Raw genomic sequence first — 17,322 nt, 5'->3', positions numbered from 1 at the left:
GGGTTCCGAAGAACCCGGAAGAAGACCAAGACGGCTGCCGGAAGCGCATCGAGTACGCGGGTCAGTCTGTAGGGGATGCGCACGGGCAATGCACCCACGTCCCCGGGGGACTTGACCGCATCACCGCCTCACGCTGTCTCTCAGCGACGAACGGCGCCCAGTAATGGCGATCTCTCCCGCACCCCTCAAGGTCACCGGTCTCCGGGTATCCCTGGGCGGTTTGCAATTCGGCGGATAAAAGGCCGCGTCCAGCCTGGAGGCTCCGCCCGGAAGGGGGCGCCTCTGCGGCAGGTGCTATCTTTCCGGGAGAGCCACCGTCGTCCGAACCAGCATCGTTCGCCAGCAATACAACGACCCGCCGAGGGTTACCGGAGGAGAGGCAATGCATACGACCATCAAAACGCTCCCTGCGTCTATCGCGCTGAGTCTGCTTGTGGCGTCCAGCGCCTGGGCACAGGCACTGCCGACAGCGGACCCCGAGAGCGTCGGCTTTTCCGAGCAGCGGTTAGAGCGCATGACCGAGGCGTTTCAGCGGGAAATCGATGAGGACCGCCTGCCCGGCGCGGTGGTCATGATCGCCCGTGAGGGCAAGCTCGTCTATAGCGAAACATTTGGTGCCCAGGATCCCGATGGCAATGAAGCGATGCCATCGGATGCGATCTTCCGCATTTACTCCATGTCCAAGCCGCTGGTTTCGGTCGCGGCCATGATCCTGGTCGAGGAGGGCGAACTCCAGCTCACGGATCCCGTTGGCAAGTACCTGCCGGGCTTTGACGAATTGCCGGTAAGCGAGCCGACGCTGAATGAGGCGTTCGCGCGCGTAACCTACGAAACCGTGCCGGCAAACCGCCCCATGACCGTGCACGATCTACTCCGTCACACGGCGGGCCTGGCCTATGGCGAGTTGACCCGGAATGCCCCTGTGAAGGAGGCATACGGCCAGGCGGGCCTTTACCAGCCGGACGGCCGGGGCTATGAGGCACGGCAACTCACCCCGGAAGAACAGGTCGAGGCACTGGCGGAGATCCCCCTGGTCCACCAGCCCGGCACCGTCTGGGAATACAGCCTGGCCTCCGATGTCCTTGGTCGTGTGGTGGAAGAAGTCTCGGGTATGCGGTTGAGCGCGTTCCTTGAGGAGAGGGTGTTTGAGCCGCTGGGGATGCCGGATACGGGGTTCTGGGTCCCGGGGGACAACCTCGGGCGGCTGGCGGAGCCATTCGACACCGACCCGGCAACCGGCCAACCCCACGATCTGTTCGATGTTGATGAGCAACCCGCCAACGACTCAGGTGGTGCTGGCGCCGTGTCCACGGCCACGGATTACCTGCGCTTCTCGCAGATGCTGGTCAACGGCGGCGAACTGGACGGTGAACAGATCCTGAGCCCCGCAACCGTCCGGCTGATGGCATCCGATCACCTGGGGGACGCCATCGAAGCTCCGCTGTCTCCCGGCGAGCTGCTGCTGGGCACCCCTGGGTATACGTTCGGCCTTGGCTTCGGCGTGCGCGAAGGGGCGGGTATCGCCGGCATACCTGGCTCACCCGGCGAGTTCATGTGGGCGGGCTATGGCGGCACCTACTTCTGGGTCGATCCCGAGGAGGCTCTGGTGGCCGTCCTGATGAGCCAGCAGGTTGGATACCGAGCCCACTACCGGCGTATGTTCAAGACGCTCGTCTATCAGGCGATGATCGAGTAAGGAGAAGGGGGGACCGTCCCGGCTTTCCCGCAGGCCGGGACGGTGCGCCTGGTGGGCACCGTCCCCGAGCGCAGTGTCCCGGGAGCCGAGGAGCTCCTGGATGATCGCTCGGCCTACGCCGCCAAGGCCGGGCCGCACAACCTGCACGGGGATGGCAAGGCCGCGCACGGATCGTGGCCGCACTGGTTGCTGCGAACAGCGAGAGAATGCCTTCAGGGGTTCGAAGGAGCGCGCGGCCGTCACCGTCCTGGGGTTCGGCTATATCGGCCTGCCCACGGCCAGCCTGTTGGCCACGCAGCGGTTCAGCGTGCATGGCGTGGACGTCGACGCCGAGGTGGTGGACACCATCAACCAGGGGGCCATCCACATTGTCGAGCCGGACCCGGAGGTGCTGGTGTGCTCGGCGGTGCGGAGCGGCCAGCGCCTTGCAGGCATGGAGCCGGAGCCCGCGGGCGTGTTCAGCCTCACGGTGGCACGGCCCCGGTCCTGCAGCCGGGCAATCTCGTGATCCTGGAGTCCTCCAGCCCGGCCCCGGGGTGGGCGGCCACTGCATCGCGGTGGATCCGTGGTTCATTGTCGCCTCCGCCCCGGACCAGAGCCGGCTGATTCGCACGGCCCGGGCCGTGAATGACGACAAGCCCGACGAGATGGTGGCTTAGGTCGCCGCCCAGGCGCGCCGCCTGTGGGAGCCGGTGATCGCCTGCCGGGGCCTGGCGCACAAGGCGGATGTGGATGACGTGCGCGAGAGCCCGGTGCTGCGCATCGTCGAGACCCTGGCGCGTGAGGGGGTGCGGGAGGTCCTGGCCGTCGAGCCCCACATCCAGGAAGCCCCCGAGGGGCTCGCCCGCCACGACGTCCGCGTGGTGAGCCTCAGCGAGGCCCTGGAACGCGCCGACCTCATCGTCCCCCTCGTGCCCCACCGCCCCTTCCGCAACATCCCCGCCAGCCAGCTTCAGCGCAAGATGGTGGTCGACGCCTGCGGTTTGCTACGCTTTCTGACGTGAATCAGTCCGCGATTTGTTGTCGTCAAGGAGGATGATGTGTCGCCGAGCTTCCCTGCGGCCTGGCCGAACGATTGCCCGCCCGCGGATGCCGAGTCCCCGAAGGGGGAGTACTATCGGATCGTGAAAACCAATCCACCAAGCGACCAGGATTTCCTGTCGCACGCGGAGCGCGGGAAGTCTGGTGGCGGGGACTGCTGCATGCGGTGTGGTTTATCGGTGTTCTCGGACGTAGAGGAGGCCCGGCACGCCAAAAAGGTGATGCCGGCACTCGGTGAGCATCTCGTGGTGGCCGCCCTGGATGCTCGGCATGGCCGCACCAAACGGACACCGAGCAGGCGGCACAAGAGCCATGTGACATGGTGGCCGTTCGAGGGAATCGGCCGCGCGGAGTTGTTCGCGGTGGTGACGTGATGGGTCTGCAATGGCCACCGGCGGATGCGGTTGAGGACAACCTCAATCTCACCTCTGTTGAGCCGGAAAGCGTACTGATGGATGTGGATGGCCCCCGTATCTTCACGACACGGGATCGGGGGTTGCTGTATCTCTGGTTCTTCATAGACGAGGCGGGGGGCAGAGAGCGCTTCCTCGTTACGCCCACGAGCGAACGACTGCTGCAGCAATTGGATGCTGGAGCGGTGAGTGTGCGGGAAGCCCTGACGTTGGTGCCGGCGTGGGCGGTGGAATTGGACTGCGACGGCGAGGTAAGCGGTTGCTGGCGGATCCCCGCTGAGGCCATCTCGGAGCGTTTACCGGAACCAGGGCTCACTTTGAACCCGGAGGAAGAACCGCTGCTGCGCCTGCGCCTAGAGGGCGCAGGCCTGGGGCCGAATGGTGTCCCTGCCAGCGTGGGGCGGATGGCCTTCGACAGTGCCTATAGCACCTTAAAGAACGTGGCTGAGTACTGTTTCCTCGATGGTGGACGGGGTGGTCGGCCGCTCAATGCACTCAAACGGCTGATTGATCTCCCAGTGCAACGGGTTGCGTTTTCCAGCTTTGAGGTATCGTTCGGAAAACCAGCCAGTGATGACCCGTTGCTTGCCGAAGTGGACGAGCATGCGCTCGTGGAGCTAGGAGAAGCACTGTCGAGGGCTCTGGAGAGTGCGGTCCATGCCCACAATCAGCCCTCCACGGACGACGAACAGCTTCTACTCATCCAACGATTGCTGCCGCCACGGTCCGGGGCCGTTGAGGCGGTGTCGGTAAGCGGTAGCCTCGTGACTGGTGGCGAAGGGCGACCGTACCGGTTCGATCGCGAGATGGCTAGCACCCTGAGAAAGCAAATCAAGCGGGTTGCTCATGAGCACACCGCGACTGTGTCCCGGGAAGGCTATGTGCGTGAGCTCGACAAGGACCGGCAGACATTTACTCTCCGGACCTCCGAGGGCAAGGACATCGCCTCATTCCGCTTTTCCGACGAGCTTTTTGATATCATCAGTGACTACTTTCAGGATGACGTCGAAGTTTTTGTTTTTGCAAGAAAATCTGGTGGTAAATCATCCACACCAGAGGTGATTGACATCGCGGATCGCGCTCCGGAGCGGGACGAATAAAGGCTCGTTTCCGTGGGGAGGAAATCGGAGCGCGTCCTATAGGAATCGTGTTGGGAGGGGGCACAATGTCGGGGTTGGAGAATGCCGGATACTCGAAGGCGTCTGCGTACTATGGAAAAAGTGGGAACCCGTTGGGGTATCAAGTGGAGGTGTGGCACGACGGCCTCAACGAGCACCGGGTGATTCGGGATAAGGACTTCGGAATCCTCGAATCCAAGGTCCGTAATCAGCTATTGAAGTGGGATGAGAAGTGGCAGCGGGTCAAGGCGAAACAGGAAGAGGCGGAGCGCCGACAACGGGGTAAAGAGGGCGCGGACGCCGCCACGCGCGATGCGCAGGAGGCGATGCGGGCGGCAGAGGGTATCCTCGCATGGACGTTGGATGTCGATGACACGGTGGACTGGTCGGAGCTGAAACGACATGAGCCGTTTCGTTTCGAGCCTCACGAGAGCACCAAGGGCATTCGGCTAGACCCGGCCGATGGCCGGCCCATCGGTATTGAACCCGTCCAGCGCAGTCGGCAGCCCACACTGTCGGATCGAACGATTGCGCCGCGGAACACCCTCCTTGACAAGATTATTCCGCCGTTTGGCAGGAAACGGGAGGCCGAGGCAGAAGAGCGGCTGAAAGCGGCCCTGGAGAGGTGGCAGAGCGAGGAGGATGGGGCGAACCGTGAGGAAGCGAAGCGTGGGAAGCGCTTCGATCACTTGCGGGCGAGCTATGAGCGCGCAAAGGAAGAATATGAAAAGGCCTGTGCCGAGCAGGAGGCCCGCGTCGACGATCTGAGACGCCGCTGGCTCGCCGGAGAACCCGACGCGGTGGAGGAGCACGCCGAGCTTGTATTGGGTGCCTCCGAGTATCCCGACTGGATCCATGCGGATTACACCGTTGCCTACGACGCGGCCAATGGGGTCCTCGTCGTGGACTATGAGCTCCCCCCGGTGGAAGTGACCCCGACCCTGAAGGAAGTCACCTATGTCGCGTCGCGGGACGAATACAAGGAGAAGCACATAACCGAGGCGCAAAAGAAGAAGTTATACGACTCCATCCTCTATCAGATCGCCATCCGGACCGTCCACGAACTCTTTGAAGCCGATGAGTCGGGGGCGCTGGCGATGATCACGTTCAATGGCTGGGTGACGTCGGTGAATCCCGGGACGGGGAAGAGCGAGCGGAAGTGCATCCTGTCGTTGCAAACAGGGAAGGAAGAGTTCCAGGAGGTCGATCTTTCGCAAGTCGATCCCAAGGCGTGTTTCAAGGCGCTGAAGGGAGTGGCGGCCTCGTCGCTGGCTGAGTTGGCGCCGGTGACGCCGCTTCTCCAGTTCGACTCCGATGACGCACGGTTCGTCGAATCACGGGACATCGCCGATGGGCTCGGCAACGAGACGAACCTCGCGGCGATGGACTGGGAGGACTTTGAGCACCTGGTCCGCGAGTTGTTCTCAAAGCACTTCGAGAAGGATGGGGGCGAAGTGCATGTGACACAGGCCTCGCGAGATGGTGGTGTCGACGCCATCGCGTTCGATCCGGATCCGATCCGTGGCGGCAAGATGGTCATCCAGGCGAAGCGCTATACCAACACGGTGGGCGTCAGCGCGGTGCGAGACCTCTACGGTACGGTCGTGAACGAGGGCGCGGTCAAGGGCATTCTCATCACCACCTCTGACTACGGGCCGGATGCCTACGCCTTCGCGAAAGATAAGCCGCTGGCGTTGCTTTCCGGGGCCAATCTGCTTCATCTGCTCGCTGAGCACGGCTACAAGGCGACGATCAATATCGAGGAAGCAAAGCGCTTCGCGCGGGAGGCGCGTTAGGTGTGCATTCTGGGCCCTCGAGAGGCACAGATCGCGTCTACCGGCGGCGGCCGGCGAATTCATTACCGTCTCGGCGCCGGAGCAGAGCCGGCTGGTCTGCACCGCGCGGACGGTCGACAACGATAAGCATGACTGTTCCAAGGTATCCTCACGAGCCAGTTCCGGCGCAAGATGGTGGTCGACGCCTGCGGTTTGCTACGCTTGCTTCGCTGAGGCCGGTCCACCGTCGGGTGATGCCATGCATCCGCTGATCGCGCGAAAACGCCAGGACATCATTGCGACATGCCAGCGTTATGGGGTGCGTCGCCTGGAGGTGTTCGGCTCTGCGGCGCGGGGAATCGACTTCGATGCCGATCAGCGTCACTCCGATGTGGATTTTCTTGTCGAGTTCTCGCCCGATAGTCCCGCGGCCACGTCACTGCGGGACTATTTGGCATTCCGTTCAGAGCTGGAGGGAATCCTGGGTCGCCCGGTTGACCTGCTCTCAACCGACAGTATCAAGAACCCCTATGTGCGCGCCGAGATCGAGCGAAGTCGGGAAGCGGTCCATGCAGCGTGATCCCAGGGCGTACCTGTGGGATGCGCGTGAGGCCGCGACGACCGTGGCGAAGTTTATTGAGGGTGTTAGTGAGACCGAGTATCTGAGCAACCAGCTGTTGCGTTCAGCGGTGGAGCGTCAGCTGGAGATTCTCGGGGAGGCACTGGGGCAGCTGGAGAAGGTTTCTCCGGAGTTGGCCTGGTCGGGCGAATCCCCGAGCTTCGCTCGGCCGTGGACCTTCGCAATATCCTGATCCACGGGTATGCGAAGGTGAACGACCGGATCATCTGGAATACCGCGCATAGCGATTTGCCGCGAATGGCCAACGAGCTGGACGCCGTTCTTCGGGAGCTGGATTGCTGAGCTCCCGGTCTGCGCCACGCCCAGCGAAGCTGGCGTCGGCTCATGGGCTTCAAGCTCCTGAGCTACTGTCAAAACTTGTGTACGCCGGTCAGGCGGCGCCCCTCGCTGATGCCTCGCTGAGTTGCTCTCCGTCCTTGAACTCGACGTTGTTGACGACGAGTTCGAGGAGTTTGAAGCCCATGAGCCGACGCCAGTTTCGCTGGGCGCTGCGCAGCAGCTGATAGGCCATCGCCAGCGTCGTCTCGCGTGATCCGCAGTTCCGGGTCTTGGCGGTTCGCAGCCGAACCGTGGCGAACGTCGACTCGATCGGGTTCGTGGTCCGCAGGTGCGTCCAGTGCTCGGCGGGAAAATCGTAGAAGGTCAGCAGTGCCTCGCGATCCTTGGTGAGGCACTCAATCGCCTTCGGATACTTCGCGGCGAAGCGCGCCACCGCCTCGTCAAACGCCCGCTCGGCGTCCGCGCGAGTCGGCGCCTGCCAGATCTCGCGCAGCGCCGCCTTGACCTTCGGCTGCACCGCCTTCGGGAGCTTGTTCAGTACGTTGGCGCTCTTGTGCACCCAGCAGCGCTGGCCGCGCGTGCTCGGAAAGGCCTTCGCCAGCGCCTTCCAGAAGCCGAGCGCACCATCGGCGACGGCCAGCTTCGGCGGTGTGGTCAGCCCCCGGGCCTTGAGGCCTTCGAGGACCTCGATCCAGCTGGCCTCGGACTCGCGTTCGCCGTCTTCGACCGCCACCACCTCCTTGTGCCCCTGCTCGGTGACGCCGATGATCACCAGTAGGCACAGCCGCTCGTCCATGCGCACGTTGGAGTAGATGCCGTCGGCCCACCAGTAGACGTAGCGCTCGCCCGAGAGATCCCGTCGGCTCCAGGCACGGTGCTCCTCGCTCCACTGCTGCTTCAGCCGCGAGATCGTGCTCGCCGATAGCCCCGGCGCGTCAGCGCCGAGCAGCGCCTGCAGGGCCTCGGAGAAGTCGCCGGTGGAGACACCGCGCAGGTACAGCCACGGCAGCAGCTCCTCGACGCTGCGAGCGCGCTTGAGGTACGGCGGCAGCAGGTTGCTGTGGAAGCGGATGCCGGAGCCGGTACGGTCACGGATGCGCGGGACCGCGACCTCGACGTCGCCGATGCCCGTCTGCACGGTGCGCGCCGGCAGGTGGCCGTTCCGTACGACCGCCTGGCGGCCATCGGGCAACACCACGTCTTCGTAGCCGGCGAGAAACTCGGCGAGCTCCGCCTCCACGGCCTTGGCGATCAGCTCCCGCGCGCCCTCGCGCAGCAGCGCGTGGAGCGGATCGCTAGCATCGGACTCTGGTTGTGAAAGAGCATCGCGGGTAGTCTGGGCCATGGCGTACACCTCGTTTGCTGGTTGTGATCGGGCGTGATCAACCAGCGAGGGTACGCCATCTCCTTCCTACCGGCCGTACACAACAAATGACGGGTAAGCGGATTAAATGGTTGATCTTACCTTTGCATGAGAGTGAGACAGACCGGCATCTCATCGGATTATCTGATTGATGCTTCACCTACTGCTGGTGCATGTTTCCTTCGCTAATTCCAGCAAGAACCCCACACGCCTCAACTTCCCGGTCATCGTTGCAACTCGCTCTCAGTGAAACGAGTTGTTTCTCAAGCGCTTGCAGAGCGGTTATCTGCGACCGCACATGAGAGATGTGATCATCGAGCAAGGCGTTGACGGCGGTACAAGGCTGATGAGGGTCGTCCTGATAGCTCTGTAGTTCGTGAATCTCAGCCAGTGACAGGCCCAGGATTCTGCAGCGACGGATGAAGGCCAGCCCCTCACCATGCTTCTCGGTATAGACACGGTAACCGTTGTCCTGCCGATCAGGCGGCGGCAACAAGCCCTGCTGTTCATAGAAGCGGATCGTCTGTGTTTCGACCCCTACCAACTGCGCCAACTGACCAATGCGCATCAGCCTCCTCCCCAACGGATTCTTTACTCTATTGACCTTATAGTAGCTTTATAGTTTTAAATGGTACCACAACATTGTTCAAGTGGAGTCGTATCATGAGCAAATCCTGTGGTGGCGCCTGTGGCGGTGATGCAACGTCCGCAGCGGATACCGATATACAGGCCTCCTCCGAGGCGCCAGGGAGATGGGTCAGTGTTTATGCCGTGCCGAAGATGGACTGTCCATCAGAAGAACGAATGATTCGCCTAGCCCTGAACGGCTTTGAGGAGATTCGGGCGCTGTCCTTCGACTTGTCGAACCGCCGGCTGAAGGTCGTGCATGACGGCGAGGTCGAGCCCGTCACCTCGAAACTGAAGACCTTGGGGCTAGGCGCCTCGCTTCAGGAAACCGTCGCTGCAAATCCGGAGACCATCAAGGCCGCCGAGTTTTCGGCAGCTTCTGCTAAGCAAGAATCCGGGACCCTGCGCTGGTTGCTCGGCATCAATGCACTTCTGTTCGTGGTGGAAATGACTGCCGGTCTGATCGCCCAGTCCACCGGCCTGATTGGAGAATCCCTGGACAATTTTGCCGATGCGGCGGTGTACGGGCTTGCCCTTTATGCGGTTGGACATAGCGTGAAAATGCAGGTACGTGCCGCGCATCTTGCTGGTGTACTGCAACTGATCTTGGCTGTGGGCGTGCTCGTAGAGGTGGTGAGACGCTTTGTATTCGGTAGTGAGCCTGAATCGCTGGTGATGATGGCTATCGCATTCGTCGCATTGATTGCCAATACCAGTTGTCTGCTGCTCATATCCAAACATCGGGAAGGCGGGGCGCACATGAAGGCAAGCTGGATATTCTCGGCCAACGACGTGGTGATCAACCTGGGGGTCATCACCGCCGGCGCCCTGGTCGCGTGGACCGGTTCCAATTATCCGGATCTGATTATCGGCACCATCGCGGGGGGCATTGTACTTAACGGTGCCAGACGCATTTTGGCGTTGAAGGGTTAAATAATGCTCATTATTGGCAAAAAGCTCTCGCCGTATGCCCTATTGTCCATATCGGGCCTGCTGGCAGCGTCTGATCAGGCTGTAAAGTGGCTGGTGCAGCAATCAATGGCCTATGGCGAGTATGTTTCGGTGACCCCGTTCTTTAACTGGGTGCACCTATGGAACACCGGTGCCGCATTCAGTCTTTTTGCGAATGGTGGAGGCTGGCAGCGCTACTTTTTTATCGGAATCGCGGTAGTGGTCTCGATTTTTCTGATCAAGCTGATCCTTGAAAATCGTCATAAAGGAGAAGCCATCGCTTACAGTCTTATCCTCGGTGGCGCCATGGGCAACCTGATTGACCGGGTCTTTCGCGGCTATGTTGTGGATTCCTTTGATTTCTATTGGCGAGACTGGCATTGGCCGGCCTTCAACCTGGCTGATATTGCAATTGTCCTCGGTGCCTTACTTTTCGTTTCCAGCAGCTTGTTGGGTAAAAAAGCAAACACCAATGCCGAGCCGGATGGATCTGACTGACACCTACGCCTATACAACACCATGACCGAACTTCCCGACAACATCCTTCACCTGCCGCAATACCAAGTACTGGGCTGCAAATCAACCGACGACGAAATGCACTTCCAGGTGGACGTGCCCGATCCCATCGCCTGCGAGGAATGCGGCGTGCAGGGTGAGTTCGTACGGTTCGGCAAGCGTGACGTTCCCTATCGTGATCTGCCCATCCACGGCAAGCGGGTCACTCTCTGGGTGGTCCGCCGCCGATACACCTGCCGGGCCTGCAAGACAACATTCAGGCCCCAGCTACCGGAGATGGTGGACGGATTCCGTATGACACTGCGGCTGCATGAGTACGTGGAGAAGGAATCCTTCAACCACCCCTACACCTTTGTGGCGGCACAGACCGGCCTGGACGAGAAGACGGTGCGCGACATCTTCAACGCCCGCGCCGAGTTCCTGGGGCGCTGGCACCGCTTCGAGACGCCCCGCATCCTGGGCATTGACGAGCTATACCTGAACAAGCGCTACCGCTGCATTCTGACCAACATTGAGGAGCGAACCCTGCTCGACCTGCTGGCCACCCGCCGCCAGGACGTGGTGACCAACTACCTGATGAAGCTGAAAGACCGGCAGAAGGTCGAGATCGTCAGCATGGACATGTGGAACCCCTACCGGGCAGCGGTCAAGGCTGTGCTGCCCCAGGCCCGTATCGTGGTCGATAAGTTCCATGTGGTGCGCATGGCCAACGATGCCCTAGAGAGAGTGCGCAAGGGCCTCAGAAAGGAGCTGAAACCGTCCCAGAGCCGGACTCTCAAGGGAGACCGGAAAATCCTGCTGAAACGCGCTCACGAAGTCTCAGACCGGGAGCGCCTCATCATGGAGACCTGGACAGGCGCGTTCCCGCAACTGCTGGCCGCCTACGAGCACAAGGAGCGCTTCTACGGCATCTGGGACGCCACCACACGGCTCCAGGCAGAAGCCGCCCTGGACGAGTGGATAGCCACCATCCCGAAGGGCCAAAAGGAAGTCTGGAGCGATCTGGTCAGGGCAGTGGGAAACTGGCGCGAAGAGACCATGACCTACTTCGAGACGGACATGCCCGTCACCAACGCTTACACGGAGTCCATCAACCGACTGGCCAAGGACAAGAACCGTGAAGGGCGCGGTTACTCCTTCGAGGTGATGCGGGCACGAATGCTCTACACCACGAAGCACAAGAAGAAGGCACCGACTGCGAAGGTCTCTCCTTTCTACAAGAAAACCATCGGTTACGGACTGCCGGACTTCGCAGAGGAACTCAACTACGGAGTCGATCTATCAACCATCTGAGGGTGGTATCAGATTGATGGGGTGAAGGTGCCCCATCAACCATTAAATCCGTATACCCCAAATGACCATAGCTCCAAGCTCCTCGAACTCGTCGTCAACAACGTCGAGTTCAAGGACGGAGCGCAAGTTGGCAAGGCATCAGCGAGGGGCGCCGCCTGATCGGCGTACACCAGTTTCGACAATAACTCGCTGAGCCCGGGCACTTGGGTCAATTCGGATGGTCACAGGGGGAGGCAGCAAGGATGGTCATTGACACCAGTCATGGGGGCGTCCCCATAGCGCCAAGTATCCCTGAGTGGCTTGGGAAGCAACTACGCCGCTGCTTCGCGGCGCAGCCGCGCGCGGATCTCATCGGATGCTTTCTTCGCTTCCCGATTGGCGCTGTCGATACCCTGAAGGATTTCGTGCTTGCTCGGCTGGCGCTTGCGTACGGGAAGCCCCGAGCGCTCCGACGACACCAGGTGCTTGGTTAGTTCTTCCCGTGTCATCTTCGCCATGACAGATACTCCTCTGATCACAGCCCATTATTTGGCTACTCCTGCTCCCCGTCAACCTTCCCCCGCAACAGCATGAGGCGGAATAGCAGGTTGCGGAATGGGGCTGTGACCAAGGCGAACTGGCGCGCCCGGTCGAGCCCACCCATGATTCCAGCATAGTTCCGGTACACGTTCACCGCGCCCAGCGTTACCGGCGACCCGTCGGTTGCGGCACTGACCGGACCCCGGATGGTGAACGAGACGATGCTCTTGCCCTTATGGTCGTCGCGATAGTAAGTGGCAACCCGCTCCCGAGTCGCCGGCGTGTAGAGCTCATGCTCGTTGACGTGTACAGCGAACTCGTCACTGTCCTCAACGTAGTCTGAGCGCGCGGTGGCGACCGCGGTCGGTGCCCCTGGCAGGTTGAACGCTCGGATCGCCTCCAGCACGGCTTGATCGGTCTTCGGCGAGTCAAGCATCGGCCCGACGAGAAGCGCTAGCGGTTCCGGGGTATCGGGGTTCGCGGCCCCGCGCTCCAGGCTGTTAGTGGTCAGCTCCGGGTCCACGCGCAGGAGACCGGTGGTGTCGTCATCTGCGAGCTGTGCCTCGCGCTCCTCTTCCGGGTGGAAGCGCAGCTCCCTCAATACCGCTTCACGCAGGATGGCGTTGTCTTCCAGATAGGCTCGACTGTAGTACCACATGACGTTCACCCGGTAGACGACGCCCGGTTCCATGCTGGCCTCGTCCCAGGTCCAGGCGAGATCGAGGATCGCGTCCAGGATGTGGCGAATCGTCTCGTCGATACGTTCCCGGAAGTTCGTGCGGTCGCCTTCGCTGTCCCAGCTTTGCTCAAAGTAGCCGCGTACGACCCGCTCCGTCGCTTCGGCGTCGCGCTGGATCAGGCGATCGAAGTCGGCGAGGAAAGTCCGCGGAGGCATCGTCTGGGCGACCTCTCGGACAGCCTGGATCGATTCATGAAGTTCGTCGCTCTGCGTTCTCTGGCGGTGATCGCGGCCAGCTTCGCGCAACCACGTGACAACAGCGACAAGGAGTGCTGTAACGCCCACCGCGAGCCACAGTGAGGGTGCTGGGGCGTGGCCGACGCGGAGTTCCCAGACGAAGTAGCCGCCCAGCAGGCCTAAAGCAGCGGTTGCTAGCGCCGGCACGGCAGCAGCCCATGGTCTGCTGAACACGCCGACCAACGAGTAGTAGACTCCTTGCATTCCGTTCCCCCTACACGCCCCTCGGGCGATCACAGATCCCCATTGGTACCTCCCTGTTCCGGGAAAAGGGCCCGGCTGAGGGCGTCGACTGCCCCGGGATCAGCCCGCAGTTCGGCGCGCGCCTCCTCGGCAACGCGTGCACGTCTCGCCTCGATGGCCTCATCGTTGAGGCGCTCGTTGAGGCGCTGGCGCAGGCCGGCCACCTCCTCCCGGGCTTGCCGCAGCGCCGTCTCCATCGCCTCGAGGGCCGCTTCCAGCTCGCCCTCGTTTGCGTCTGTGGCCTCCGGGTCGTAGGCCTCGATCGCCCGTCGGACGATCTCCGCGTTGGAGACCCCTTCCGCGTGGCTGAGACGCTTCACCTTCCCGATGTGCTCGCGGCCCACTAGGTACTGACGCCGGATCAGGGGGTCGGTGTCTCGTGCCTTCATCGCGCTCGCCGGCATCATGGATTCTTGATGCCGAGTATATGCATACACACCGTCTAGATGATTCTGGTCGAGTTCCGCCACGGCATTCGTTCGGGCGGCGAAGCTATGTCGGGTCGCAGGTGGCTTGCGGCGTAGATGGCGCAACGAGCCTGGCCGCCCGTTGAGGCGGTCGCAGAGCCCCAACCGCCGAGTCGGTACCTGGGTTCTCCTGGGCAGCATGGGTAGTGTGCTCGCCAAGTACCAGTAGACCGCCTGGGGGTTACAGGGTTGTGCCGCGTCTCTACGTGTACAATTATATCTTGCACACAACCCCGTCAGGGTGAACGGTGATGGCTGCGGAGAAGGCTTCCAAGCGAGTCCGGCCCAAGTCGACGGACAAGGTCAAACAACAGGTCGCCGTAGCTGCGAAGCGGATGAGCACGAAGGTTAAAGGGGCACATCGGCTTGTCGGCGGCGAACAGTCGCCCTCGCCAGCCGGTGAAGGCGCCCGGGCCGCGCTTGCCCATCGCTTCGAGACTGTGCTCGCCAATGCCCGCGATGAAGTGGTGGAGTCCGCACTTGCCAAGGATGATTATGGCCTCCTGATGGCACTGGCCACCGAGGCCGGGCTCGGGCGCGAGCTCACCGCAGTGGAGAAGGCACGGCGACGGGGGGCGGAGTACCGGGTTGCGCTGATTGAGCGTGCCGGAGGGACCCTTTCCGTTGATGAGGTCGCGAGTGGACGGAACGTCTCGCCGGAGGCGATCCGCAAGGCGATTCGTGCGGGAAAACTCATCGCCATCGGATCCGCCAAGGGGTATCAGCTGCCCGCGGTACAGTTTTCCGATAAGCAGGAGGTGAACGGGCTGCGGCGTGTACTGGCGGCGATGTCCATCAAGAGTCCCTGGATGCGGCTGGATTGGTTGCTCTCACCCGAATCCCGCCTCGATGACCGGCGCCCGATTGATGTACTACACGAGGGCGATGTGGAGGAAGTGGTAAAAGCTGCCGAGCTCTACGGAGAGCAGGGTGCCGCCTAGCGATTATCCGCCTACGGAATTTGCCGCGTGTCGCTTGCCCCTCGAGACCCTCGCGGCGGATGAGTTCCTATACCGTTCTCACCGGCCGGAACTCCTTCCACTGTACTTCAGCGTTGGGAATAGCAAGAACCGCTTTGATGATCCCGCGCAGGTGTTCGGCGTTTGTTACTGCGCCCGCTCGCCGGAGGGCGCTTTCGTCGAGACCTTTCTCCGGCAATCCGCGGCTCAGCACTTCGTGGACGAGGAGGTGCTTGAGGCGCGGTCGTTGGCCTTGCTCCGCATTATCGACCCCCTCCGGGTCGTGCGCCTTCACGGTGACGGTTTGGTCAAGCTCGGAACAACGGCTCGGGTGAGCGCCGGCGATATGGGGGCCGCGCAGGCCTGGGCCCGAGCCATCTATGACCATCCTGACGAGCCTGACGGCATCCTCTATCGCGTTCGCCATGATGACGACGCATTCGGCATCGCCGTCTTCGATCGTGCCGAGCCCCGGCTTTCGTGGATGTACTCCGAGGTCTGGCGCTACAGCAGTCACCTCAGTGCCGTCTGCGAGCGCTACGAACTGATCCTCTAGCCCGCAATGCTTGTGTCGCGATGCGTATTCCGGTGAACGTGGCCGCGGATCCCATGTTTCATGACCCATGCGTGGCGTGGTGGTTGCTGGTCCGGGTTCGTGGAGCGTGACCGGTCACGATCGACCGGAACACGCAAGATCGGGCACATTGGCCTTGGAACCCAGACCAACCCTGCGCGGTTTGGATGCGTGCCACCGTTTCGCCGGTGGACCACTCGTCAGAGGGGTCTCCGAGCTCCTCCGATACCACCATGACCAGAGGCGTGTCGTCGCCCCCTGGAGCCTTCGACCACGCGGCGTAGGTCAGACGCCGGCTCCTCAATGGCGCGCTGGATGAACCAGGGTCCCAGCGTATCAGTTTACTGTTTCTGGCTTTTGCGCAGCGCCGGTTGACATTGCGGTATATTCTTAAACTTGTCGAGGGTTTGTTTTTTTCCTATTATGCTCAGTATGACTGAGCATTCAGAAGGAAAGTTAAACCGCCTCCAACGCCAACTTCCTGAAGGGCTGCTCGTCGACGCCCGATGGCTGGAGGCCAATGGCTATTCACGCTCCCTGCGCAGCCAGTATGTTACCGGCGGCTGGCTGGAGCAGCCGGCGCGCGCTGTGTATCGGCGCCCGCGCGGCGAGCTTGCCTGGGAGCAGGTGGTCATATCGCTTCAGGCGATGCTCGACCTTCCCGTGTCCGTGGGCGGACGCACAGCGCTGGGGCTTCAGGGATACGCCCACTATCTGCCGCAAAGCCAACAGCATATCCATCTCTACAGCACCAACAAGCTCCCCGGCTGGCTGAATCAGCTGCCGCTACAGGCGCGCTTTGTCACGCACAATCGCACGCGTTTCCTGCCGGATACGGGGCTGACCGGTTCCGGCGTGTCGCTTTCGGCCACCCGGGAGAATGCGCCGGAATTGCCCGGTGCACTGCGCGTTACGCAATGGGGCGAATGGAAATGGCCGCTGGTCATATCGGCGGCGGAGCGGGCGATTCTCGAACTGCTCGACGAGTTGCCGAGCCGGGAGACCTTCCACGATGTCGATATGATCATGGAAGGGCTCGTCAATCTGAGTCCGCGCCGCTTACAGCCGCTGCTGGAGGATGCGAAGAGCGTGAAGGTTAAGCGCCTGTTTTTCTTCTATGCTGACCGTTACCGCCACCGCTGGGCGGCGCATCTTGACCGCGACCGGATCACGCTTGGCAAGGGCAAACGCGTACTGGTCAAGGGCGGACGGCTCGACCCCGAATACAACATCACCGTGCCGGAGGACATGGATGGCCTTCGAAGGTGACCGCGGATTCCGCTGTTCGTGACCAACGCGTGCCGCGGTGTGTGCTGGACCGGTTCGTTGAGCGAGATCGGTCACGATGGATCGGAATACAGAAGATCGGACGCATTGGCCACACTGGGTGGCATCCTGGGGCATTGCGGCTACCAGGTCGGCTACTCCGCGAAATCCGATTGATTGTCTACCCCCGCCCACCGGGGCGGGGAGCGGCTGCTGCGGCCAGTCCGGAATCTCGCGCTCGGGATCCGGCGCGCTGATGGGCTGCCGGGCTCGCGCTTGCCCGGGTTCAACGGCACTCCAGGTGCCGCACGTATCCGTCTCCCGCCGTGCTCACGGATAGGCCGAGGCCCGATCCACGAATGTTCCACGCCTCCGCCGCCGGTTCTCCGGTCATCCGTAACCCTTTGTGTTACGGAGTTTCTTCCTTGTGTTCCTGGTGTCTTGATCGGGCGTGTTCCATGCCGCTGTGTTGGTCGCGCCCTTGGGCACCGTCCATATTCAACATAAGTACAGTTATGTTGAAAAGCTCATCAGAACCGTACCAAATGGAACGTAGTACGTATCGCGTACTGGTACGAGTTAGAAGTTGTGGAGCACCGTGCGCGC

21 protein-coding genes are annotated in these 17,322 nt (G+C 61.8%); 16 read left to right on the top strand and 5 right to left on the bottom strand.

Annotated features, from left to right (window positions below):
• Positions 1-382: 382 nt before the first annotated feature.
• The 10 genes from ACQ754_RS16120 to ACQ754_RS16075 all read left to right on the top strand — a co-directional run bounded on the left by ACQ754_RS16120 (position 383) and on the right by ACQ754_RS16075 (position 6,965).
• Positions 383-1,696 (top strand): serine hydrolase domain-containing protein, encoded by a 1,314-nt coding sequence (locus ACQ754_RS16120; RefSeq protein WP_440998071.1) that lies wholly within the window; start codon positions 383-385, stop codon positions 1,694-1,696.
• Positions 1,697-1,847: 151 nt separating this feature from the next.
• Positions 1,848-2,204: a hypothetical protein gene (locus tag ACQ754_RS16115; RefSeq protein ID WP_440998070.1), complete on the top strand. Its 357-nt coding sequence runs from the start codon at positions 1,848-1,850 to the stop codon at positions 2,202-2,204.
• 28 nt (positions 2,205-2,232) lie between these two features.
• The gene (locus ACQ754_RS16110; protein WP_440998069.1) at positions 2,233-2,355 is read left to right on the top strand and encodes a hypothetical protein; all 123 of its coding nucleotides are present in this window, start codon (positions 2,233-2,235) and stop codon (positions 2,353-2,355) included.
• A gap of 33 nt (positions 2,356-2,388) precedes the next feature.
• Positions 2,389-2,700 (top strand): UDP binding domain-containing protein, encoded by a 312-nt coding sequence (locus ACQ754_RS16105; protein ID WP_440998068.1) that lies wholly within the window; start codon positions 2,389-2,391, stop codon positions 2,698-2,700.
• Between the two features lie 36 nt (positions 2,701-2,736).
• Positions 2,737-3,111, top strand: coding sequence for a hypothetical protein (locus ACQ754_RS16100; RefSeq protein ID WP_440998067.1), 375 nt, complete (start codon positions 2,737-2,739; stop codon positions 3,109-3,111).
• Positions 3,111-4,250, top strand: coding sequence for a hypothetical protein (locus ACQ754_RS16095; RefSeq protein WP_440998066.1), 1,140 nt, complete (start codon positions 3,111-3,113; stop codon positions 4,248-4,250). Before ACQ754_RS16100 ends, ACQ754_RS16095 begins: the two co-directional genes overlap by 1 nt.
• Positions 4,251-4,315: 65 nt before the next feature.
• Positions 4,316-6,064 carry a restriction endonuclease gene (locus ACQ754_RS16090; protein ID WP_440998065.1) on the top strand — a complete coding sequence of 583 codons (1,749 nt, stop codon included), beginning with the start codon at positions 4,316-4,318 and terminating at the stop codon, positions 6,062-6,064.
• 238 nt (positions 6,065-6,302) lie between these two features.
• Entirely contained in the window at positions 6,303-6,623 is a 321-nt protein-coding gene (locus tag ACQ754_RS16085) for a nucleotidyltransferase family protein (protein WP_440998064.1), read from the top strand.
• Entirely contained in the window at positions 6,613-6,855 is a 243-nt protein-coding gene (locus ACQ754_RS16080; protein WP_440998063.1) for a HepT-like ribonuclease domain-containing protein, read from the top strand. Before ACQ754_RS16085 ends, ACQ754_RS16080 begins: the two co-directional genes overlap by 11 nt.
• Positions 6,834-6,965, top strand: a complete 132-nt coding sequence (locus ACQ754_RS16075) for a HepT-like ribonuclease domain-containing protein (protein ID WP_440998062.1) — start codon at positions 6,834-6,836, stop codon at positions 6,963-6,965. Before ACQ754_RS16080 ends, ACQ754_RS16075 begins: the two co-directional genes overlap by 22 nt.
• 88 nt (positions 6,966-7,053) lie before the next feature.
• Here ACQ754_RS16075 and ACQ754_RS16070 read toward each other — a convergent pair whose 3' ends face one another.
• Entirely contained in the window at positions 7,054-8,307 is a 1,254-nt protein-coding gene (locus tag ACQ754_RS16070) for an IS256 family transposase (protein ID WP_440998061.1), read from the bottom strand.
• 178 nt (positions 8,308-8,485) lie between these two features.
• Positions 8,486-8,893: a Cd(II)/Pb(II)-responsive transcriptional regulator gene (gene cadR / locus ACQ754_RS16065; protein ID WP_004364961.1), complete on the bottom strand. Its 408-nt coding sequence runs from the start codon at positions 8,891-8,893 to the stop codon at positions 8,486-8,488.
• A gap of 95 nt (positions 8,894-8,988) precedes the next feature.
• On the opposite strand from cadR, the gene ACQ754_RS16060 reads away from it, so the two are divergent.
• The 3 genes from ACQ754_RS16060 to ACQ754_RS16050 are packed head-to-tail and all read left to right on the top strand — an operon-like array spanning position 8,989 to position 11,712.
• Positions 8,989-9,885 carry a cation transporter gene (locus ACQ754_RS16060; RefSeq protein ID WP_004574643.1) on the top strand — a complete coding sequence of 299 codons (897 nt, stop codon included), beginning with the start codon at positions 8,989-8,991 and terminating at the stop codon, positions 9,883-9,885.
• A gap of 3 nt (positions 9,886-9,888) precedes the next feature.
• Positions 9,889-10,401 (top strand): signal peptidase II, encoded by a 513-nt coding sequence (lspA, locus tag ACQ754_RS16055; protein ID WP_004863699.1) that lies wholly within the window; start codon positions 9,889-9,891, stop codon positions 10,399-10,401.
• Positions 10,402-10,422: 21 nt separating this feature from the next.
• On the top strand, positions 10,423-11,712 hold the full coding sequence (locus ACQ754_RS16050) for an ISL3-like element ISPpu12 family transposase (protein WP_004574636.1): 1,290 nt from the start codon (positions 10,423-10,425) through the stop codon (positions 11,710-11,712).
• Between the two features lie 311 nt (positions 11,713-12,023).
• Here the strand turns inward: ACQ754_RS16050 and ACQ754_RS16045 are convergent, their stop codons facing one another.
• The 3 genes from ACQ754_RS16045 to ACQ754_RS16035 form a co-directional block, all read right to left on the bottom strand.
• On the bottom strand, positions 12,024-12,209 hold the full coding sequence (locus ACQ754_RS16045) for a hypothetical protein (RefSeq protein WP_440998060.1): 186 nt from the start codon (positions 12,207-12,209) through the stop codon (positions 12,024-12,026).
• Positions 12,210-12,244: 35 nt separating this feature from the next.
• A complete protein-coding gene (locus ACQ754_RS16040) occupies positions 12,245-13,126 on the bottom strand; it encodes a hypothetical protein (protein ID WP_440998059.1) in 882 nt (293 codons plus the stop codon).
• 314 nt (positions 13,127-13,440) lie between these two features.
• Positions 13,441-13,839: a hypothetical protein gene (locus tag ACQ754_RS16035; protein ID WP_440998058.1), complete on the bottom strand. Its 399-nt coding sequence runs from the start codon at positions 13,837-13,839 to the stop codon at positions 13,441-13,443.
• A gap of 329 nt (positions 13,840-14,168) precedes the next feature.
• On the opposite strand from ACQ754_RS16035, the gene ACQ754_RS16030 reads away from it, so the two are divergent.
• The 3 genes from ACQ754_RS16030 to ACQ754_RS16020 all read left to right on the top strand — a co-directional run bounded on the left by ACQ754_RS16030 (position 14,169) and on the right by ACQ754_RS16020 (position 16,719).
• On the top strand, positions 14,169-14,858 hold the full coding sequence (locus ACQ754_RS16030) for a hypothetical protein (RefSeq protein WP_440998057.1): 690 nt from the start codon (positions 14,169-14,171) through the stop codon (positions 14,856-14,858).
• Positions 14,848-15,432, top strand: a complete 585-nt coding sequence (locus tag ACQ754_RS16025; RefSeq protein ID WP_440998056.1) for an RES family NAD+ phosphorylase — start codon at positions 14,848-14,850, stop codon at positions 15,430-15,432. The genes ACQ754_RS16030 and ACQ754_RS16025 overlap by 11 nt, the downstream gene beginning before the upstream one ends.
• A gap of 450 nt (positions 15,433-15,882) precedes the next feature.
• On the top strand, positions 15,883-16,719 hold the full coding sequence (locus ACQ754_RS16020) for a type IV toxin-antitoxin system AbiEi family antitoxin domain-containing protein (RefSeq protein WP_440998055.1): 837 nt from the start codon (positions 15,883-15,885) through the stop codon (positions 16,717-16,719).
• Positions 16,720-17,322: the final 603 nt, after the last annotated feature.

This window comes from Arhodomonas sp. SL1 (assembly GCF_052060015.1).
In the GTDB taxonomy this organism is placed as follows: Bacteria; Pseudomonadota; Gammaproteobacteria; order Nitrococcales; family Nitrococcaceae; genus Arhodomonas.
This window is presented reverse-complemented; position numbering and strand designations above follow the sequence as displayed.